This window comes from Arthrobacter zhaoxinii, from assembly GCF_025244925.1.
In the GTDB taxonomy this organism is placed as follows: domain Bacteria; phylum Actinomycetota; class Actinomycetes; order Actinomycetales; family Micrococcaceae; genus Arthrobacter_B; species Arthrobacter_B zhaoxinii.
Genome location: NZ_CP104275.1, coordinates 2,206,643 through 2,222,700 on the forward strand (window position 1 = coordinate 2,206,643; position 16,058 = coordinate 2,222,700).

The 16,058-nt window shown below is 66.8% G+C and carries 19 protein-coding genes; 7 read left to right on the top strand and 12 right to left on the bottom strand.

What is annotated here, in order from left to right; genetic code table 11:
* Nucleotides 1-4 precede the first annotated feature (4 nt).
* Entirely contained in the window at nucleotides 5-823 is an 819-nt protein-coding gene (locus N2K95_RS10385) for a serine hydrolase domain-containing protein (protein WP_260651498.1), read from the top strand.
* 15 nt (nucleotides 824-838) lie between these two features.
* On the opposite strand, the gene N2K95_RS10390 is transcribed toward N2K95_RS10385, so the two are convergent.
* The 4 genes from N2K95_RS10390 to N2K95_RS10405 form a co-directional block, all read right to left on the bottom strand.
* Nucleotides 839-2,473 (bottom strand): HNH endonuclease, encoded by a 1,635-nt coding sequence (locus N2K95_RS10390; protein WP_260651499.1) that lies wholly within the window; start codon nucleotides 2,471-2,473, stop codon nucleotides 839-841.
* A gap of 137 nt (nucleotides 2,474-2,610) precedes the next feature.
* Nucleotides 2,611-3,216, bottom strand: a complete 606-nt coding sequence (locus tag N2K95_RS10395; protein WP_260651500.1) for a hypothetical protein — start codon at nucleotides 3,214-3,216, stop codon at nucleotides 2,611-2,613.
* A complete protein-coding gene (locus N2K95_RS10400) occupies nucleotides 3,216-4,334 on the bottom strand; it encodes a serine hydrolase domain-containing protein (protein ID WP_260651501.1) in 1,119 nt (372 codons plus the stop codon). Before N2K95_RS10400 ends, N2K95_RS10395 begins: the two co-directional genes overlap by 1 nt.
* Nucleotide 4,335: 1 nt before the next feature.
* On the bottom strand, nucleotides 4,336-4,848 hold the full coding sequence (locus N2K95_RS10405) for an ArsR/SmtB family transcription factor (RefSeq protein ID WP_260651502.1): 513 nt from the start codon (nucleotides 4,846-4,848) through the stop codon (nucleotides 4,336-4,338).
* Between the two features lie 122 nt (nucleotides 4,849-4,970).
* Between N2K95_RS10405 and N2K95_RS10410 the strand changes: the two genes are divergently transcribed.
* From N2K95_RS10410 to N2K95_RS10420, 3 genes are read left to right on the top strand one after another with little or no spacing between them, the layout of a single operon-like run.
* Nucleotides 4,971-5,441 carry a hypothetical protein gene (locus N2K95_RS10410; RefSeq protein WP_260651503.1) on the top strand — a complete coding sequence of 157 codons (471 nt, stop codon included), beginning with the start codon at nucleotides 4,971-4,973 and terminating at the stop codon, nucleotides 5,439-5,441.
* Entirely contained in the window at nucleotides 5,441-5,743 is a 303-nt protein-coding gene (locus tag N2K95_RS10415) for a transcriptional regulator (protein ID WP_260651504.1), read from the top strand. The genes N2K95_RS10410 and N2K95_RS10415 overlap by 1 nt, the downstream gene beginning before the upstream one ends.
* A complete protein-coding gene (locus N2K95_RS10420; RefSeq protein WP_260651505.1) occupies nucleotides 5,740-6,147 on the top strand; it encodes a VOC family protein in 408 nt (135 codons plus the stop codon). The genes N2K95_RS10415 and N2K95_RS10420 overlap by 4 nt, the downstream gene beginning before the upstream one ends.
* Here the strand turns inward: N2K95_RS10420 and mutM are convergent.
* From mutM to N2K95_RS10440, 4 genes are all read right to left on the bottom strand, one after another.
* Nucleotides 6,128-7,135 (bottom strand): bifunctional DNA-formamidopyrimidine glycosylase/DNA-(apurinic or apyrimidinic site) lyase, encoded by a 1,008-nt coding sequence (mutM, locus tag N2K95_RS10425; RefSeq protein WP_260651506.1) that lies wholly within the window; start codon nucleotides 7,133-7,135, stop codon nucleotides 6,128-6,130. The two genes, N2K95_RS10420 and mutM, sit on opposite strands and share 20 nt — an antisense overlap.
* Before the next feature lie 12 nt (nucleotides 7,136-7,147).
* Nucleotides 7,148-7,855: a ribonuclease III gene (gene rnc, locus N2K95_RS10430; RefSeq protein ID WP_255791593.1), complete on the bottom strand. Its 708-nt coding sequence runs from the start codon at nucleotides 7,853-7,855 to the stop codon at nucleotides 7,148-7,150.
* 84 nt (nucleotides 7,856-7,939) lie between these two features.
* The gene (gene rpmF / locus N2K95_RS10435) at nucleotides 7,940-8,143 is read right to left on the bottom strand and encodes a 50S ribosomal protein L32 (RefSeq protein ID WP_146364453.1); all 204 of its coding nucleotides are present in this window, start codon (nucleotides 8,141-8,143) and stop codon (nucleotides 7,940-7,942) included.
* Nucleotides 8,144-8,145: 2 nt separating this feature from the next.
* Nucleotides 8,146-8,712, bottom strand: coding sequence for a YceD family protein (locus tag N2K95_RS10440; protein ID WP_255791645.1), 567 nt, complete (start codon nucleotides 8,710-8,712; stop codon nucleotides 8,146-8,148).
* Between the two features lie 237 nt (nucleotides 8,713-8,949).
* Here N2K95_RS10440 and N2K95_RS10445 point away from each other — a divergent pair, with 237 nt between their 5' ends.
* Nucleotides 8,950-9,531, top strand: coding sequence for a YdcF family protein (locus tag N2K95_RS10445; protein WP_260651507.1), 582 nt, complete (start codon nucleotides 8,950-8,952; stop codon nucleotides 9,529-9,531).
* On the opposite strand, the gene coaD is transcribed toward N2K95_RS10445, so the two are convergent.
* A complete protein-coding gene (gene coaD / locus N2K95_RS10450) occupies nucleotides 9,528-9,998 on the bottom strand; it encodes a pantetheine-phosphate adenylyltransferase (RefSeq protein WP_260651508.1) in 471 nt (156 codons plus the stop codon). The genes N2K95_RS10445 and coaD overlap by 4 nt on opposite strands.
* Nucleotides 9,999-10,038: 40 nt before the next feature.
* Between coaD and N2K95_RS10455 the strand changes: the two genes are divergently transcribed.
* Nucleotides 10,039-11,292 (top strand): aminotransferase class I/II-fold pyridoxal phosphate-dependent enzyme, encoded by a 1,254-nt coding sequence (locus tag N2K95_RS10455; protein ID WP_260651509.1) that lies wholly within the window; start codon nucleotides 10,039-10,041, stop codon nucleotides 11,290-11,292.
* Nucleotides 11,289-12,065, top strand: a complete 777-nt coding sequence (locus tag N2K95_RS10460) for a spermidine synthase (RefSeq protein WP_260651510.1) — start codon at nucleotides 11,289-11,291, stop codon at nucleotides 12,063-12,065. Before N2K95_RS10455 ends, N2K95_RS10460 begins: the two co-directional genes overlap by 4 nt.
* On the opposite strand, the gene rsmD is transcribed toward N2K95_RS10460, so the two are convergent.
* The 3 genes from rsmD to N2K95_RS10475 are packed head-to-tail and all read right to left on the bottom strand — an operon-like array spanning nucleotide 12,062 to nucleotide 15,909.
* Nucleotides 12,062-12,676 carry a 16S rRNA (guanine(966)-N(2))-methyltransferase RsmD gene (gene rsmD, locus N2K95_RS10465; protein WP_255791588.1) on the bottom strand — a complete coding sequence of 205 codons (615 nt, stop codon included), beginning with the start codon at nucleotides 12,674-12,676 and terminating at the stop codon, nucleotides 12,062-12,064. The genes N2K95_RS10460 and rsmD overlap by 4 nt on opposite strands.
* Nucleotides 12,677-12,734: 58 nt before the next feature.
* Nucleotides 12,735-14,960 carry an ATP-dependent DNA helicase RecG gene (locus tag N2K95_RS10470; protein ID WP_260651511.1) on the bottom strand — a complete coding sequence of 742 codons (2,226 nt, stop codon included), beginning with the start codon at nucleotides 14,958-14,960 and terminating at the stop codon, nucleotides 12,735-12,737.
* Nucleotides 14,950-15,909, bottom strand: coding sequence for a DAK2 domain-containing protein (locus N2K95_RS10475; protein WP_260653785.1), 960 nt, complete (start codon nucleotides 15,907-15,909; stop codon nucleotides 14,950-14,952). Before N2K95_RS10475 ends, N2K95_RS10470 begins: the two co-directional genes overlap by 11 nt.
* Nucleotides 15,910-16,058 lie beyond the last annotated feature (149 nt).

Here is a 16,058-nt window from a genome sequence, read left to right on the forward strand (position 1 = left end):
GCCCGTGCAAAGCCTCCAGAAGATTGAGTCCTGGCCGGTAGACAATGCTGCTGCCGCCGTCGTATCCGCCGACGGCGAGGTGCTGGGGACCGCCGGTGAGCAGGACCGCCGTTTTCCGCTGGCTTCCGTCACCAAGCTGCTGAGCGCCTATGCCGTGCTGGTGTCCCTGGATGAGGGCGCGTTGGAACTCGATCAGCCTGCGGGGCCCGAGGGCTCCACGGTCCGGCATCTGCTTGCCCATTCCGGCGGCTACGATTTCGGCGAGCGCACGGTCCGCTATCCCCCCGGCACGCGGCGCCTGTATTCCAATGCGGGTTTCGAGGTACTCGGCGAGACGCTGGAGCAAGCAACGGGCATGACCTTCGGCGAATACCTGCAGGAAGGCGTGCTGGTACCGCTGGGGATGTCTTCCACCTCGCTGGAGGGTTCCCCTGCTGCCGGTGGTATCTCCACTGCTGCGGACCTGTGCCGGTTTGCTGCCGAGCTGCAGGCTCCCACGCTCACCGATCCGGGCCGACTCACGGAGGCCACGCAGGTGGTCTTTCCCGGTCTCGCCGGAGTGCTTCCGGGTTTCGGCCGGCAGAAGGAGAACGACTGGGGTCTCGGTTTCGAGATCCGTGCCCATAAGTCTCCCCATTGGACCGGCGCCAACAGTTCGCCGGCCACGTTCGGCCATTTCGGCCAGTCCGGCACCTTCCTTTGGGTGGATCCGAAAGCTCGTGCTGCAGCTGTCTGCCTTACCGACCGCGATTTCGGTCCCTGGGCTGCGGAAGTGTGGCCTCCCTTTACCGATGCGGTTCTTGCCGAGCTGTCCGGCCGGTAGGGTCCTGCGGGTCCATCACGCAGCCCAGATCAGGTCCACAATGCATTCTTCCAGGAGCGTCGTTGGAAATCCTGACCGTTTTACTGGCTGTATTCCGGCGCTTGATTGATCTTCGGTTTCGGGCCCCGTTCTATGCGCCGCTCCTGCTCCGGCTCTGGTTCCGCTTCCCGCCTGGTCCCCGGATACGGCTCCCGCTCCTGCTCCAGCCCTGACCCCTGGCAGCGGCGGTGCGGTAGACCGATAGGCGTGTCCCGTTGGGGTGGTGGTCTCAACGGTGTGCGGTCCGCTCTGCCCGATAGAATCGCCTAGAGAATCGACCGTTCGAGCCTTCCAACCCGGTGCTTCCTTGGCCTGGTTGCACGCCTCGCAGAGTCCCTGCCCATTCACCATATTGGTGGGACCGCCGTCCTGATGCGGACGAATATGGTCAAGATGCCGAATCGGTGCCCCGCACCACGGCATTCGGCAGGTCTGGTCGCGTGCCGCAATAAACCGTCCCAGCGAAACCGGGAACAAGCGCGCCCGGGAATCCATTGCGACTAATTGACCGGTGGTCGGTTCGGTGTAGAGCCTGCGGATCCAGCGTTGTTCCTGCTCGTCCTGCTTTGTTTTCCGCCCTGCGGGTTGTTCCGGGCCCTCTTCCGGTTTGGCGCCACGGGTATCCCTCCCGACTTCCTTTCCGGCTTCCCGCCCGGGACGACGACCCCTGATCAGATCCCTCGCCCACTGGGCCGGCACGGGACCGTACCCAGGGACCAGGGCAGGCTCTGAGTCTCCGCCCAGCAGTGTCCGGTCCGACATCACCAGCTGCACTTCCACCTTCATCCGTTCTGCATCTGCCTGCCCGGTGACGCGCTCGACGAGGGTGTCCGCCATAATCTGGCCCCGGCCCCGGCCGTCTCCTGACGCACGCAGCCGGTCCGCTTCTCGGGACAGCGCGGCAAAGACGCCCACGCCCTGGGCGACAGGCAGGAGTCCGGTCAGATAGGTCATGGTGTCCGGTGCGGGACGGCAGGAGACAAAACGCTCCGATTCGGCCTTGGCTGCACGCTTGACCGCTGCCCGCGGATCGAGCCTGTAGGCCGCGCCTCTGGCTCGGGAAATGATCTGACGGTCTCCCAGGGTCTCCAGGACGTCGGGATCTCCGGCGACTTCTTCATCCACACGCCGCCGGTCCTCCAGGCTCAGGCAGGCGGTTTCACGGACCAGCAGCGTTGCCCGCCACTCGCTGATCCTCCCCAAGGTCAGGGCCTGCAGAGTGCACGGCATCTCGGAGGTCAGCACCTTCGCGAAGCCCAGCAGCCGCCCGCCGCGGTTAGGCGATTCCCTCCGTGCCAAGGCAATCTGGGAGGCAACGCCGCGGCTCAGTTCCTCCCGGCGGACTCGGGCCTCGGCCTGCTTCCGGTGTTGCGAAGCATCAAACAAGGCAGTTGCCCGAGCCTGCGCCGCAGCAGCTGCGGCTTTGAGTTCCTCCAGGGCACGGATCCGGTCAATGAGACCGCCGTCCTGTTCCCCCGCCTGCTCTCCATCACCGCCGGGAAGGCCCTCCGCGTCCTCCGCGAGTACCTCAACCCACGTATTCACCAGCGCGGTGCCGGCAGCCAGGCTGCCGGTCCGCTGATGGCTTTCGGACGGAGAATATTCGAACATGTGTTCGAGTCTATCGGGACCGCGGACGCCGATCTAGGGAACAAATACCTGTTCCACTACCCGTTTTTGAGGCTTCTTCCTCCGTCCTCTTGTCGATGCTCCCGTGGGCTGAGTTGGCCACCCAGAGCGGCATGAACCTACCCACCTATAAAGGAAATTACGACGACGGCGACCAACAGGGCTGCCTGCCCAGCCAGTGCGAGATTTCCCGGCTCCTTCTTCGCTTTCTTTCCTGCCTTGGACTTTCGGCGTGGCTTACCAATTAGTGACTTACCAGTAGTAGGCACACCTGGCGCTTCCCGCACGGGAAGGGACGGACGCCGGGCCTCCTCCGCCGCCGGTGGCGCCGCCGCATCGTTCGCCGCCGCCGCAACGTTCGCCGGTGCTGCCGACGCCACCGCCGCCGGCTCAGCAGCCTCGGTCTCGGCAGCTTCCCCCGCCACGCCCTCCGACTTAGAAGACCGCCCCGGCAGCTCAGGCCAGTGAAGAACCGCACCCGCAACAGCCGCAGCCAGCGCGACGACGGCCACCACCCAAAGGACCACGGATCCGGAACTCCACGGGGAGATCAGACGTAGAATTCCCGCAATCGAAGCCGTTTCCAACAAACCGGCCAGCAGGGACCTCCGGCTCGGACCGGAGGGCCTCCCCACCTGCTTCCAGACAGGAAGCGCCACGGACAGAGAAAGCACCATCAGCCAGAGGGCGAGCATCCAGGAGACCAGGGTCAGAGCCAGAGCCATCAGAGACCTTCCTTCAACAGGGCCAACGCGGCCTCTTCCTGCCCGGCAGCCACGCTCGAGAGGATCAGCACGGCTGTGCCCGCCTCACGGTCCATCGCCACCATGGCGGAAAAGCCGCCGGTTTGGCCGTTGTGCCACGTCGCAGCACGCCCGGTCGATGAGGAGACCTGCGTAAACCACGCCAAACCCACCTGCTCGTCGCCGCCGCCGCCGCCCTCGCCGCCGTCACCGCCGCCCTCGCCCGTGTCCCAACGCGGCTCCAGTGCCGCGGAACCCGGGGCCGTCTCCGCCAGCAGCGCCTGAAGGTATAGCGACATATCCGCTGCGGTAGACCGGATCCCACCCATCGGCGCCCCACCACCGGCGGTCCAGGCAGCGTGCGGCAGTCCGCTTGCAGCCCGCCCCGTCGGAGCATCGGGTCGCAGGTTGCCGGCAGTGACCGGAACGTACGTGTCCTTCATTCCCAGGGGTTCCAGGATCCGCTCCTGCAGCAGATCGGCGTAGTCCATCCCGGCTTCCTTCGCGAGCAGCTGCCCCAGGAAGGCATAACCGAGGTTGGAGTAAGCCACCGTGCCCCGCCCTCCCAATGATGCGGACTGTGCATGTTCGATCACCTCGGCGGGCGGGGCAGTGTAGGGGTCGCGGCGGAGAGCGGAATTCAGAAACGACGAAACCAACGCACCGGGATCAGTGGCAAGCCGGGGAAGCCCCGACCGGTGACTGGCCAGCTCCGCCAAGGTGACGGTACCGATTTCGGCCTCCGGGTCCTTCAGGTCCGGCCCCAGGATCTCGGCAACGGTGGTCTCCAGGGTCACCTCGCCGCGCTCGACGGCGTCCGCCAGCAGGGCCGCCGTGAACGTTTTGGACACCGATCCGATCTCGAACTCGGTCCGTTCATCGGCGCCGAAGCCGGCGATCCGCACGGTGCCGTCTTCCAGGTAGGCCACGCTGAGCTTGTCGGCGGGTTTCTGCAGCAGGGGCCTAACAGTTTCCGCCAGTGCCGCATCGCCGGAAACCTGAGTGGACAGGCGCGGCGCCCACGGTGCGGCCAGCAGCCCGCAGGCCAGTACAGCGGACGCGGAAAGGGCGGCGACGGTAATACGTCTGCGTTTGTTCATATCAGTTACCTCCGGAGGCAGCGGTCAGAATGGCGAGCAGCGGAATGACGCGGGCGGGCGGAATCCGGTAGCGGGACCGGGCATGCGGTGCGAGCCAGCCGGCAGCCGTCAAAGTGTGAACGTGGTGGTAGATCTGCCCGGACGTTCCGGACCCCAGTTCCTCCACCAGCCCGGCCACGGTCTCGGTTCCGCCGAGCACCGCACGCAGCACAGCCAGGCGGAGGGGATGGCCCAGGGACGCAAGGGTGTCGGCGAACCGGGTCCAGTCGACGTCGAGCAGATGCTCGGTCTCCAGCCCGTACTGGTACTCGTAGTGGGCGCCGGCGGCAGTTGTGGCGGTGCCGGTGAACAGCACCGCTCCCGGCTCGGGGTGGCGCTTCCTCATCCCTTCAAGGGCCCAGAACACGTCCGCATCATTGGCGGACGACGCCGGACCGGCAGCTTCCGCGCGCTGTTCCAGCGCTGCGACACGTGCCTCCAGGGCCTGAAGCCGGGCGTCGTCATCAATGGGCATGGCTAGAGAATTACGTAATTCCAGAATAAATACAAGACTTACGTAATTATTTGTTTGCAGACCAGCGACTTTCCGCAACGGAAACCCTTCCCTTTCCGTTGCGGAAAGTCTAGGCTGCCGGTATGACGCAAAACCATGCCGCCCGTCCCTCCGCCGAAGAAGCACGCCAGGCACTGAAATCCGTCTCCCAGTCAAAGCAGGCTCTGGCTCCGCACGTCAGGTCGCCCGCATGGCTCTATCCCGTCCAGGGCATAGGTATGGGGGTGTTCGTCATCGGCCTGGTCTTCTCCAAGGACGCCGGATGGGCGTCCGCCCTCATTGCGGTGTCCGGAGTGCTCTTCAGCGTCCTGCCGATGCTTCAGACCCGCAGCCGCCTGGTGATTGATGTGTACACCCATCCCGGCAGCCGCGGACTGGCCTGGACGTATGTCGCCGCGTTCGCGCTCATCGCCGTCGCGGCCCTCGTGCTGTACTCGACCTTCAAGCTGGCATGGATAGGTTATGGCGCTGCCGTGCTTGTCCTGATGCTCACGCTGGTGATGGGACCGGCCATGGATGCCCGGCTTGCACGCGCGCTGCGGAACGCCGCCTGATGGGCGAGGGATTCAGTGAGGTTATCCATGTACCCACCCGGCTGCGGATCTGTTCGATCCTTGCCGAAGTGGGCGAAGCCGAATTCGGCGTGCTCCGGGACGCGCTGGACCTGAGCGACTCGGTACTAAGCAAACACGTCAAGGTGCTCGAACAGGCCGGGCTTGTCACCGTGCGCAAAGGTTCTGTGAACGGCCGCACTCGAACCTGGGTGGCCCTGAACAAGACCGGGCAGAAGGCATTCAAGGCCCACATCGAGGAGCTCCGCAAGCTCGCTGCCGCCGGAGACCTGCTCAACCCATGAAAATCTACAATCCACAGGTCATCCTGTTCGTCACCGACGTCGCGCGGGCGGCACGCTTCTACGCGGCCCTCGGCTTCACTGAAGAATTCCGCGCAACCGGAGCAGGGACGGCACCGGTCAAAATCGAAATGGCATTGGACGGCTTCGAACTCGGGCTCGCACTGCCTGGACCGGCGGCCGAAGCCCACGGGCTCACCCCGGTCATAGCCGGACACCGCGCGTGCCTCACGCTCTGGACGGACGACGTCGCAGCCGCCTACGCCGCCGCGCTCGACGCCGGAGCAAAAGACCTTCAAGGGCCGCACCCGTTCCTGGACGGAAGACTGCGGGTTGCCTTCGTCGAGGACTTCGACGGGCATCCGATCCAGCTCGTGGAACGGGAACCTACCAGCGGCCGTTCCTAGGCCGCGGCTGGCAGACCGGACAGCTGTACGAGGACCGGTTCATAAACGAGTCGCGCCGGATCAGGGTGTGCAGGCCCAGCTCCTCGCAGCGCGGGCAGGGCAGCCCCTCGCGTCCATAGGCGTTCAGGGAGCGGGAGAAGTATCCGGAGGCGCCGTTGACGTTGACGTAGAGCGAGTCGAAGCTGGTGCCGCCGGCCGCCAGGGCGCGGGTCATCACGTCCCGGGCGGCCTCTACCAGCCGCAGTGCGTCGGCTCGGCGCATGGTGTCCGTGGCACGGGCAAAGTGCATGCGCGCCGCCCACAGGGACTCGTCGGCGTAAATGTTTCCGACCCCGGAGATCAGGCCCTGGTCCAGCAGGGCACGTTTGATGCCGGTGCGCCGCAGCCGCAGCCGGCGGTAGAACTCGTCAAAGGAAAACGCCGGATCCAGCGGGTCACGGGCAATATGGGCCGCCTCGGCAGCCACGAGCGGCAGCGCGGTCTCGGACAGGCCGCCGGGTTCGCCGTCGGGCGTCGGGACCAGGTCGGTGAGGAACATGCCGCCGAAGATCCGCTGGTCCACAAAGCGCAGCTCGTCCGGCATGGCAGCACCGGAGGCATCAGCGGCGGGGCTGAGCGTGAACCGGACTTTCAGGTGCTTTTCGTCCGGAAGTGCGGAGTCCTCCATCAGCAGCTGCCCGCTCATGCCCAGGTGCGCCATCAGCGCAAAGGAGGGCACGACGTCGTCGGCCGCGCCGCCCGGCGAAGCCGCACCGGACGCGCCGCCCAGCGAAGGAGCAGACTCAAGCAGCGGCAGCCAGAGGAACTTGCCGCGGCGGACGACGTCGGCCACCACCGCGCCTTCGAGGTTGCCGACGAGGTCGGCCGGCCCGGGTGCGTGGCGCCGCACGGAACGCGGGTCCACCACTTCAACACCGGTGATGGTGCGGCCGCGGACCCATGAGGCCAGTCCGCGGCGGACCACCTCCACCTCGGGAAGCTCAGGCATGGCCGGGCGCCCCTAGGCGCCGGCAGCCGTGGTGCCGGCTTCCTTAGCGTTGATCAGCTTCCAGGTCGCAGCGGCGGCTTCCTGCTCGGCTTCCTTCTTGGAGTGGCCGGTGCCGGTGCCGAAGGGCTTGTCGCCGATATGCAGGACGGCCACGTAGCTGCGGGAATGATCGGGACCGGAACCGGAAACCCGGTATTCGATGTCGCCCATTTTCCGGCCGGCGGCGATCTCCTGGATGCTCGTCTTCCAGTCCGTGCCGGCGCCCAGCGCTTCGGCGTTGGACAGCAGCGGCCCCACGAGGCGCATCACCATGCTGCGGGCGGTTTCAATGCCGTGGTCCAGATAGACGGCACCGATGATCGCTTCCGTGGTGTCGGCAAGGATGGAGGACTTGTCGCGCCCGTTGGTGAGCTTTTCGCCCTGGCCCAGCAGGATGTACTCGCCCAGGCCCAGGTTCCGGGCAATGCCGGCGAGGGCGCGGGTACTGACGACGGCGGAGCGGCGCTTGGCCAGCTCACCCTCGGAAAGGTCAGGATTATCCCGGTAGAGCGCATCGGTTACCGAGAACCCCAGAATGGAGTCGCCGAGGAATTCCAGGCGCTCATTCGTGGGGATGCCGCCCTGCTCGTAGGCGTAGGAGCGGTGCGTGAGTGCAAGACGAAGCGTCCCGGCGTCGATATCGACACCGAGACGCTTCATAAGCTCTTCAGTATTCTTCACTTTTTGGATAAACCCGAAAAGCAGTATTCATATGCCCGTCCGCAGCACCGTTACTGATGCGCACAACCGGGCCGAACACTGGTCTTAGACGTCCGCGACCTTGCGGCCCTTGTATTCAAGGAACAGCGCAGTGCCGGCGGAGTCGGTGACGACCTTAGCCTGGTGCGGCAGGCTATAGGTGACGCGGCCGTTCTCCACGGTCTTCACCAGGTTGGGCGCGGTCGCCTTCCACTGGGACCGGCGTGCACGTGTATTCGCGCGGGACATTTTCCGCTTCGGAACAGCCACGGCTAACTCTCTTCTCTCTCGTCTGAATCTGTACTTGGTGCCGCAGTATCTTCTGCGGCCGTGCCGGTCAACCCGGCGAGGGCTGCCCAGCGAGGATCCACTACTTCATGGTGGTGACCCGGATCCTCCTCTAGGCGCGCTCCGCATTCGGAGCAAAGGCCTGGGCAGTCTTCCCGGCACACCGGCTGGAACGGCATGGTAAGAACCACTGCGTCCCGCAATACCGGTTCAAGATCGATGACATCTCGCTCGATCCGGTGCTGCTCTTCTTCATCTTCTTCTTCGAAGGACTCAGCGTCCTCGTAGTAGAAGAGTTCCTGCACATCGACTTCTTGGTCATACGCGAGTGGCTTCAGGCACCTGCCGCATTCGCCCTTTACGGGGGCAATTGCTACGCCGGATACCAAAATCCCTTCGTGCACGGCCTCCAACCTCAGATCGAGCTCGAGGCTGGATCCTTCCGGAACGCCGATAAGCGCAACACCGAAGTCTTTCGGTGCCGGTACATGTTCATGCAAGGTCCGCATCGTTCCCGGGCTGCGCCCGAGGTCCCTGACGTTGATAGCCAGGGGAGTTTCCGGATTGGACCGCGAAAATTCGCTAATGAGAACTCCTGTAGAACATAGACCGACATATCATCTTAGCCTGACTTGCCGGAATCTCTCAAACTGCGGCTGCACCGCAGCCAGGGAGCCCATGCGGGCACGCGCTCCACATCCCAGTTTACCCGCCGGCGGCCATCCGGCTAATCGGCGTCCCGGAGCCGCTTCCCCGCCGGACGCGGAGCCGTCCCCTACTGTTGGAACGTGACAATCCTCCGCTGGTTCCTGGGGCACCGGCTCCTTCGGCACAGTACGACGGCGGCCGTGTGCCTTTTTGCCGTCTGGCTGCTGGTCGCGTCGATCCTGTTTGTCTACCCCTCCGCCAGTGCCGCCGAGCCCGCCCGCGCGGACGCCGTCGTCGTCCTGGCCGGTGCCGGCAACGAACGCCTGCCGGTGGGGCTGGACCTGGTGAAGCAGGGCTACGCGCCGGTGCTGGCGCTGTCCGCTACGTTCACGCCCGGCAACATCCGCGCCGATGCGGTCTGCACCGGCAACCGCAACCCGCTGATCGTCTGCTTCAACCCGGAGCCGATGACCACCCGCGGCGAGGCACGGGCCGTCGCCCGCCTGGCGAAGGACCGCGGTTGGACGGACATCATTGTGGTGACGTCCCGCTACCACGTCACCCGCGCGGAGCTGAACCTCGAACAGTGCAGCTCGGTGAACGTCACCATGGTGGAATCGCAGCCGGACCTGGGGCCGGGAGACTGGCTGGGACGCTTCGTGGAGGAGACCGGCGGCGTGGCGGCCGGACTAATCCGCCCGGCCTGCGCGAATCCGATCTAGCCTGCCTGCAGCTGCTTCAGGACCGCGACGGGCACGTACTCCGAAACATCCCCGCCCAGTGCCGCCACTTCCTTGATCAGGGAGGACGAGAGGTGGGTGTACCTGCTTTCCGCGGCCAGGAAGACGGTTTCCACGCCGGTGAGCTGCCGGTTCATCACGGCCATCGGCAGTTCGTACTGGTAGTCCTGCACGGACCGCAGCCCCTTCACCACCGCGGACGCACCGTGGTCCCGGCAGAACTCCGCCAGCAGCCCCTCCCCCATGGGAACCACGGAAACCCCGCGCAGCGAGCCCAGGGTTTCGGCCGCCAGGGCCAGGCGTTCCTCGGCACTGAAGCGGTACTTCTTGGCGTAGTTGGTGGACACCGCCACGATGACTTCGTCGAAGAGGCTTGCCGCACGGGCAATCACCTCCACGTGGCCGTTGTGGATGGGGTCAAAGGAGCCGGGGCATACAGCGCGTCGCATAGGTCGAATCTACCGGGTGCCGGCGGGTAATACTTGTTGCATGAGTAACAGCACAGCCGCGTCCCTGCTCCGCGCGCAGACCGGCAACGGACCAGCCGCCGCCCAGCCGTGGCAGCGGACAGCGGCAGGAGCCAACCTGCTCGCAGCGGACGGCAACCTCGGCGTGACCATATTCGAGGAGATCACCGCGCTGGCCGCACGGCACGGCGCCATTAACCTGGGCCAGGGCTTCCCGGACGAAGACGGCCCGGCCGAAATGCTCGACGCCGCGCGGGCCGCCATTGCCTCCGGCGCCAACCAGTACGCGCCCGGGCAGGGCCTGCCGGTGCTGCGCTCCGCCGTCGCAGCGCACCAGGAGCGGTTCTACGGCCTGCAGGTGGACCCGGACACCGAGGTCATTGTCAGCACCGGCGCCACGGAGGCCATTGCCTCGGCCCTGCTGGCCCTGACCGGTCCCGGCGACGAGGTGCTGACCTTCGAGCCGTTCTACGATTCCTACGGCGCGGTCATCGGGCTCAGCGGCGCCACGCACACCACCGTCGCCCTGGAGGCTCCGCATTTCCTGCCCGCCGACGGCGCCCTCGAGGCGGCGTTCACCGACCGCACCCGCGTGGTCCTGGTCAACAACCCGCACAACCCCACCGGGGCGGTCCTCCCCCGCAGCGTGCTGCAGCAGATCGTGGATCTGGCGGAAAAGCACAACGCCGTGATCGTCACCGACGAGGTCTACGAACACCTGACCTTCGGGCCCGTCCACATCCCGGTAGCGACGCTGCCCGGTGCCGCGGACCGGACCCTGACCATTTCCTCGGCTGGGAAGACCTTCTCCGTCACGGGATGGAAGATCGGCTGGCTCACGGGCCCGGCGCCGCTGGTGTCCGCGGTCCGTACGGTCAAGACCTTCCTGAGCTACACCTCCGGCACGCCCTTCCAATCCGCCGTCGCCGTCGGCCTCGGACTGGAGGACGACTACTTCACCGGAGCCGCTGCGGTGCTGCAGGCCAAGCGGGACCTGCTCGGCGCCGGCCTCCGGGCCGCCGGGATGGACGTCCTGCCGTCCTCCGGAACGTACTTCGTCACCGCCGACACCTCGCCCCTGGGCATCACCGACGCCACGGAGCTGGCCCGCCGGCTGCCGGAACTGATCGGGGTAGCGGCCATTCCGGTCGCCGTGTTCTGCCACGCCGAAGGAGCCCGGCGGACCCGGTCCCTGCTCCGGTTCGCGTTCTGCAAGAAGACCGAGGTCCTGGACTCGGCCTCCGAGCGCCTCGCCCGGCTGGGCGGTGTGCTGTGAATGCGTCCCGGCTGCTGCGGGGCATCGGCGCCCACGCCACCATCAGCGAGGACGGTTTTACCCCCGGCGCCTATGTGCTGAGCATCGGCGGCGCGGAGCAGTCCCACGTGGATATGGCCCGCCCGCAGGAAATCTCCTACGAGTATCTGCGCCGGATCGGCAACGTCCTGGATCTGGCCGCACCGGCCGGGCAGCCGCTGCGCGCCCTGCACCTGGGCGCCGGAGCGCTGACCCTCACCCGCTACCTGCAGGCCACCCGCCCGGGGTCCGAGCAGGTGGCGGTGGAGCTGGAACGCGAGCTGCTGGACTTTGTCCTGGCGCATCTTCCACTGCCGGAGGGGACATCCTTGGAGACGGTGATCGGCGATGCCCGCGAATCGCTGGACCGTTTTGCCGGGCAGTCCTTCGACGCTATCGTGCTGGACATTTTTGCCGGCCCCGATGCACCCGCGCACCTGGCGACGTCGGACTTCTACGCCGAGCTGGCGGCGCTGCTCTCCCCCGCCGGCGTACTGCTGGTCAACGTCGGCGACGATCCGCCGCTGGCCTTCGCGCGCCGGCAGGTGCGGGAAGTGCAGGCGGCGCTCGGGACGGACGGAGGGGTGGCGGCGCTGGCGCAGCGCGACATGTTCACCGGCCGGTACCCCGGCAACATTGTGCTCGCGGCAACGCCGTTCCCCTGGCCCGCCGAGTGGACGCAGCAGCTCCTGGCTGCCGGTCCGCATCCGGCGGCGGTGCTGACGGGTGAGGACCTGGACGTGTTTGCCGGCTAGGCCTGCGCGGCTTCCGCTTCGTCCTCGCCGGACTCTGCGTCATCGTCGGACGGCTCGGCAAACCACAGTGTGGTCTCGCCGTATTTACGTTCGCTGAAGCGCTCCATGCCCTCGGGCCAGACCGGCTCGGGGGAACGCGTGGAGCGTTCCAGTACCACCACGGCGTTGACGGCAAGATGTCCCGCCAGCGGCGTGAGCACCGTGGCCAGTTCGGCTTCGGTGAAGGCGTAGGGCGGGTCAATGAAGACCACGTCCCAGCGCACATCCGCGGGGACGCGCAGCAGGAAGGTTTCGGCCTTGGCCCGGTGCACGTTCACGCAGGTCCGGGCCAGGATCTTGTTGACGAGCTCGGCGTTCTGCCGGCAGGTGGCGGCGGGCTTGTCGGCGAGTTCCACCAGGTCGACGGCGGTCGCTCCGCGGCTGGCGCTCTCCACTCCCAGCGCCCCGGACCCGGCGAACAGGTCCAGCACGCGGGCTTCCTGCAGGATGCCGTAGGACTCCAGGCGGGAGAAGAGGGCTTCCTTCACCCGGTCCGTGGTGGGGCGGGTTCCGTCCCCGGGAACGCTGAACAAGGTGGTTCCGCCGGCAGCCCCGGCAATAATGCGGCTCATGCCTTCACTTTATCCGCTGCCCGGAGCGGGACCGGCCCGGGAGACGGGCTGAGTGCGGCTAGCCGCGTTCCAGGAACGCTTCAGCTTCCGGGTTCAGGGACGCCTCGATCGCTTCGTCCAGGGCCGGGTACTCGCGCAGGTCCGGGTCCTCGGCCACCAGGGCGACGGCGTCGGCGCGGGCCTTTTCGATGAGCTTCTCATCCTGGACCGCGCGCAGCAGCTTCAGGGTGGACCGGCCGCCGGACTGGCTGGCGCCGAGGATATCCCCCTCGCGGCGCAGCTCGAGGTCCTTGCGGGACAGCTCGAAGCCGTCGGTGGTGGCGGCCACGGCCTCCAGCCGCTCACGGCTCGGGTGCCCCGGTTCCAGCTGCGTGACGAGCAGGCAGGTGCCGGGCAGCCCGCCGCGGCCCACCCGGCCGCGCAGCTGGTGCAGCTGGGAGATGCCGAACCGGTCCGCGTCCATAATCACCATGAGCGAGGCGTTGGGCACGTCCACACCCACCTCGATGACGGTGGTGGAGACCAGCACGTCAATGTCGCCGCGGTTGAAGGCGGCCATGGTCTCGTGCTTTTCCGTCGGGTCCAGCCGTCCGTGCAGGGGCGCGATGATCTTGTCGGCGAGCGCCGGGACGGTGGTGAGGTACTCGGTCAGTTCCGTGACGGACGTCAGCTCCTGCCGCTGGGCGCGTTCCTGTCCCGCGGCGGCTTCCTTCGGGTCGAACAGGGCCAGGTCGCTGCCGGGCTCTTCTTCCTTGGCACCGATCTTGGGGCAGACCACGTAGACCTGCCGGCCTGCGTCGATCTCCTCCCGGGCGCGGGCCCAGATCCGCTGCTCCCACTGGGGCTTCTCGGCCAGCGGCGAGACGTAGGTGGAGATGGGGGCGCGTCCGGCGGGCAGCTCGGTGAGGGTGGAGACCTCCAGGTCACCGAAGACGGTCATCGCGACGGTGCGGGGAATGGGGGTGGCCGTCATGACCAGCAGGTGCGGGGTGCTGTGCCCCTTGGTACGCAGCACATCGCGCTGCTCGACGCCGAACCGGTGCTGTTCATCCACCACCACCAGGCCGAGGTCGGCAAAGGAGACGTGCTCCGACAGTAGGGCGTGGGTGCCGATGATGATGCCGGCGGCACCGCTGGCGGCGTCCAGCATCGCGGTGCGGCGCCCGGCGGTGTTCATCGACCCGGTCAGCAGCACCACCTTGGTGCCGTCCGGGTCCCCGTCCAGCTGCCCGCCGCGGCCCAGCGGGCCGAGCATCGCGCTGATGGACTCGTAGTGCTGGGAGGCCAGGACTTCGGTGGGTGCCAGCAGGGCGGCCTGTCCCCCAGCGTCGATGACCTGCAGCATGGCGCGCAGCGCCACCAGCGTCTTGCCGGAGCCCACCTCGCCCTGCAGGAGGCGGTTCATCGGATGGTCGCCGGCGAGCTCGGCGGACAGGTCCCGCCCGATCTCGGCCTGCCCGTTGGTCAGGGTGAAGGGAAGGGAAGCGTCGAAGCGGTCCAGCAGCCCGCCCGGGACGGCCGGGCGCGCGGTGGCTTCCTCCTCGGCGGTGAGGGCACGACGTCGCGCCAGTGCGGTCTGCAGGACCAGGGCCTCCTGGTACCGGAACCGGTGCCGGGCGGCGTAGGCCTCCTCCATAGTGTTCGGCCGGTGGATCTTGTTGTAGGCATCCGTGATGTCGGGAAGACGGTCGCGCTGCCGGATTGCCGCCGGGATCGGATCGCGCAGCCGGGCGGCTTCCATGTTGTCCAGCAGCATCGACACGGACTTCGCGATGGTCGGGCTGGCCACCCTGGCCGAGGCCCGGTAAACGGGGATGGGCCGTTTGGCCTCCTCCTCGTCCACCGAGTCTTCATCCAGGAGAACATAGCTGGGATTGGTCAGCTGCAGCTGGCCCCGGTAGGCGCCCACCTTGCCGGAGAACATGGCCCGGGTGCCGACGGTGAGTTCCTTGGAAGCATTGAATCCGTTGAAGAACGTCAGGTGCAGCTGCCCGAGGCTGCCGTCGGTGTCGTCGGTGACAACCACCTCGACGATCGTCCCCTTGCGGGCCCGCATCTGCCGGCGGTTGTTGCTCTGCACCCGGGCTATCAGGGTGACGTCTTCGTCGAACGGTATTTCGGCGATGGGTGTGAGCTCGCCGCGCTCCAGGTACCGGCGCGGGAAATGGTGGAGCAGATCGCCAACGGTCTTCAGGCCAAGCTGCTTCTCCATGGCATTGGCCGTAACCTTGCCGATCCGGCGGTCCAGCGGAAAGTCGAGTTCCCTGGGGAGCCTAGAGTCCATGGGCCTCGGGGATTTCATTGGTCTCGTGGCCGTCCGCGGACAACTCCGTAATCGTGAGGTTCACGGGATCCCCCAGGCTGCGCAGCAGATCAATGGCGGCGCCGGCGTCGGGCGTGTGGACGTGGATCCGCCAGCGGTAGCCGTCCCCCACCGGGCTGACGGCGCTCATGATGACCGAGTCGCCCAGCTCGTCCAGCTGCAGCCGCAGGGTAGCGGCATCCAGCGGGCTCAGGGTGATGGTGCACATGACTTCCACGCCTTCCATGCGGGGCATGTGGGCGTGGATGTGCGGGTCCTGGACGTCGTAGCCGTGCAGTCCGTCCAGCAGCTCTTCCTGCAGCTCCTCGCCCAGGGCGGCGGCGCGCAGGGCGTCCAGCACCAGCAGGAAGCCGACACCGCCGGCGTCGACCACGCGGGCACGGGTGAGCGCATCGAGCTGGCTCTCGGTATGGATGACGGCGGCCAGGGCCGCGTCCATGATGGCGTGCAGGGTCAAAGCGAGCCCGGCATTGCTGTCGTCGCCGGTGACGGCTGCTTCGCTGTCCGAGGCGGCGTGGGCGGCAGCTTCCAGGACGGAGAGCATGGTGCCGGGCACCGGATCGCTGAGTACGGACCAGGAGCGCAGCTGTGCACGCTGCAGGGCGGTGGCGAGGAGGGGTGCGGAGAGCCGGGTTGCCCCGGCCAGGGGTTCGGCCATGGAGGTCAGGAACACGGAGAACAGCGTTCCGGAGTTGCCGCGTGCAGATTCCATGGCGGCCCGGCCAGCAGTTTCCAGCAGGGCACCGATGTCGGCAGTGTCTTTCGCTGCGGCGGCCTTGGATGCCGCACGGAGCGTCAGGTACAGGTTGGTGCCGGTGTCGCCGTCGGCCACGGGGAAGATATTGATGGCATTGAGGCGGTCGCTGTGGTTGCCCAGGGAGACCTCTGCGTTGCTCAACCATCGCTTCAGCGCTTGCGCGTTGGCGGTGATTTTAGTCTGCAAAGTAATCCCGATTCCTGCTTGCGTAGGTGTCTTTGGTGCTGCTGGTGCCGCTCATTAGCGCCCGTCCCGTCCGGTCTTCGCCGTCATTGCCGCTAACCGTCTATGTCATTAGGAAG

Coding starts and splice junctions, on each gene's coding strand:
- N2K95_RS10390 (WP_260651499.1), bottom strand. CDS start 2,473: ATGTTCGAATATTCTCCGTCCGAAAGCCATCAGCGGACCGGCAGCCTG.
- N2K95_RS10395 (WP_260651500.1), bottom strand. CDS start 3,216: ATGGCTCTGGCTCTGACCCTGGTCTCCTGGATGCTCGCCCTCTGGCTG.
- N2K95_RS10400 (WP_260651501.1), bottom strand. CDS start 4,334: ATGAACAAACGCAGACGTATTACCGTCGCCGCCCTTTCCGCGTCCGCT.
- N2K95_RS10405 (WP_260651502.1), bottom strand. CDS start 4,848: ATGCCCATTGATGACGACGCCCGGCTTCAGGCCCTGGAGGCACGTGTC.
- N2K95_RS10410 (WP_260651503.1), top strand. CDS start 4,971: ATGACGCAAAACCATGCCGCCCGTCCCTCCGCCGAAGAAGCACGCCAG.
- N2K95_RS10415 (WP_260651504.1), top strand. CDS start 5,441: ATGGGCGAGGGATTCAGTGAGGTTATCCATGTACCCACCCGGCTGCGG.
- N2K95_RS10420 (WP_260651505.1), top strand. CDS start 5,740: ATGAAAATCTACAATCCACAGGTCATCCTGTTCGTCACCGACGTCGCG.
- mutM (WP_260651506.1), bottom strand. CDS start 7,135: ATGCCTGAGCTTCCCGAGGTGGAGGTGGTCCGCCGCGGACTGGCCTCA.
- coaD (WP_260651508.1), bottom strand. CDS start 9,998: ATGCGACGCGCTGTATGCCCCGGCTCCTTTGACCCCATCCACAACGGC.
- N2K95_RS10455 (WP_260651509.1), top strand. CDS start 10,039: ATGAGTAACAGCACAGCCGCGTCCCTGCTCCGCGCGCAGACCGGCAAC.
- rsmD (WP_255791588.1), bottom strand. CDS start 12,676: ATGAGCCGCATTATTGCCGGGGCTGCCGGCGGAACCACCTTGTTCAGC.
- N2K95_RS10470 (WP_260651511.1), bottom strand. CDS start 14,960: ATGGACTCTAGGCTCCCCAGGGAACTCGACTTTCCGCTGGACCGCCGG.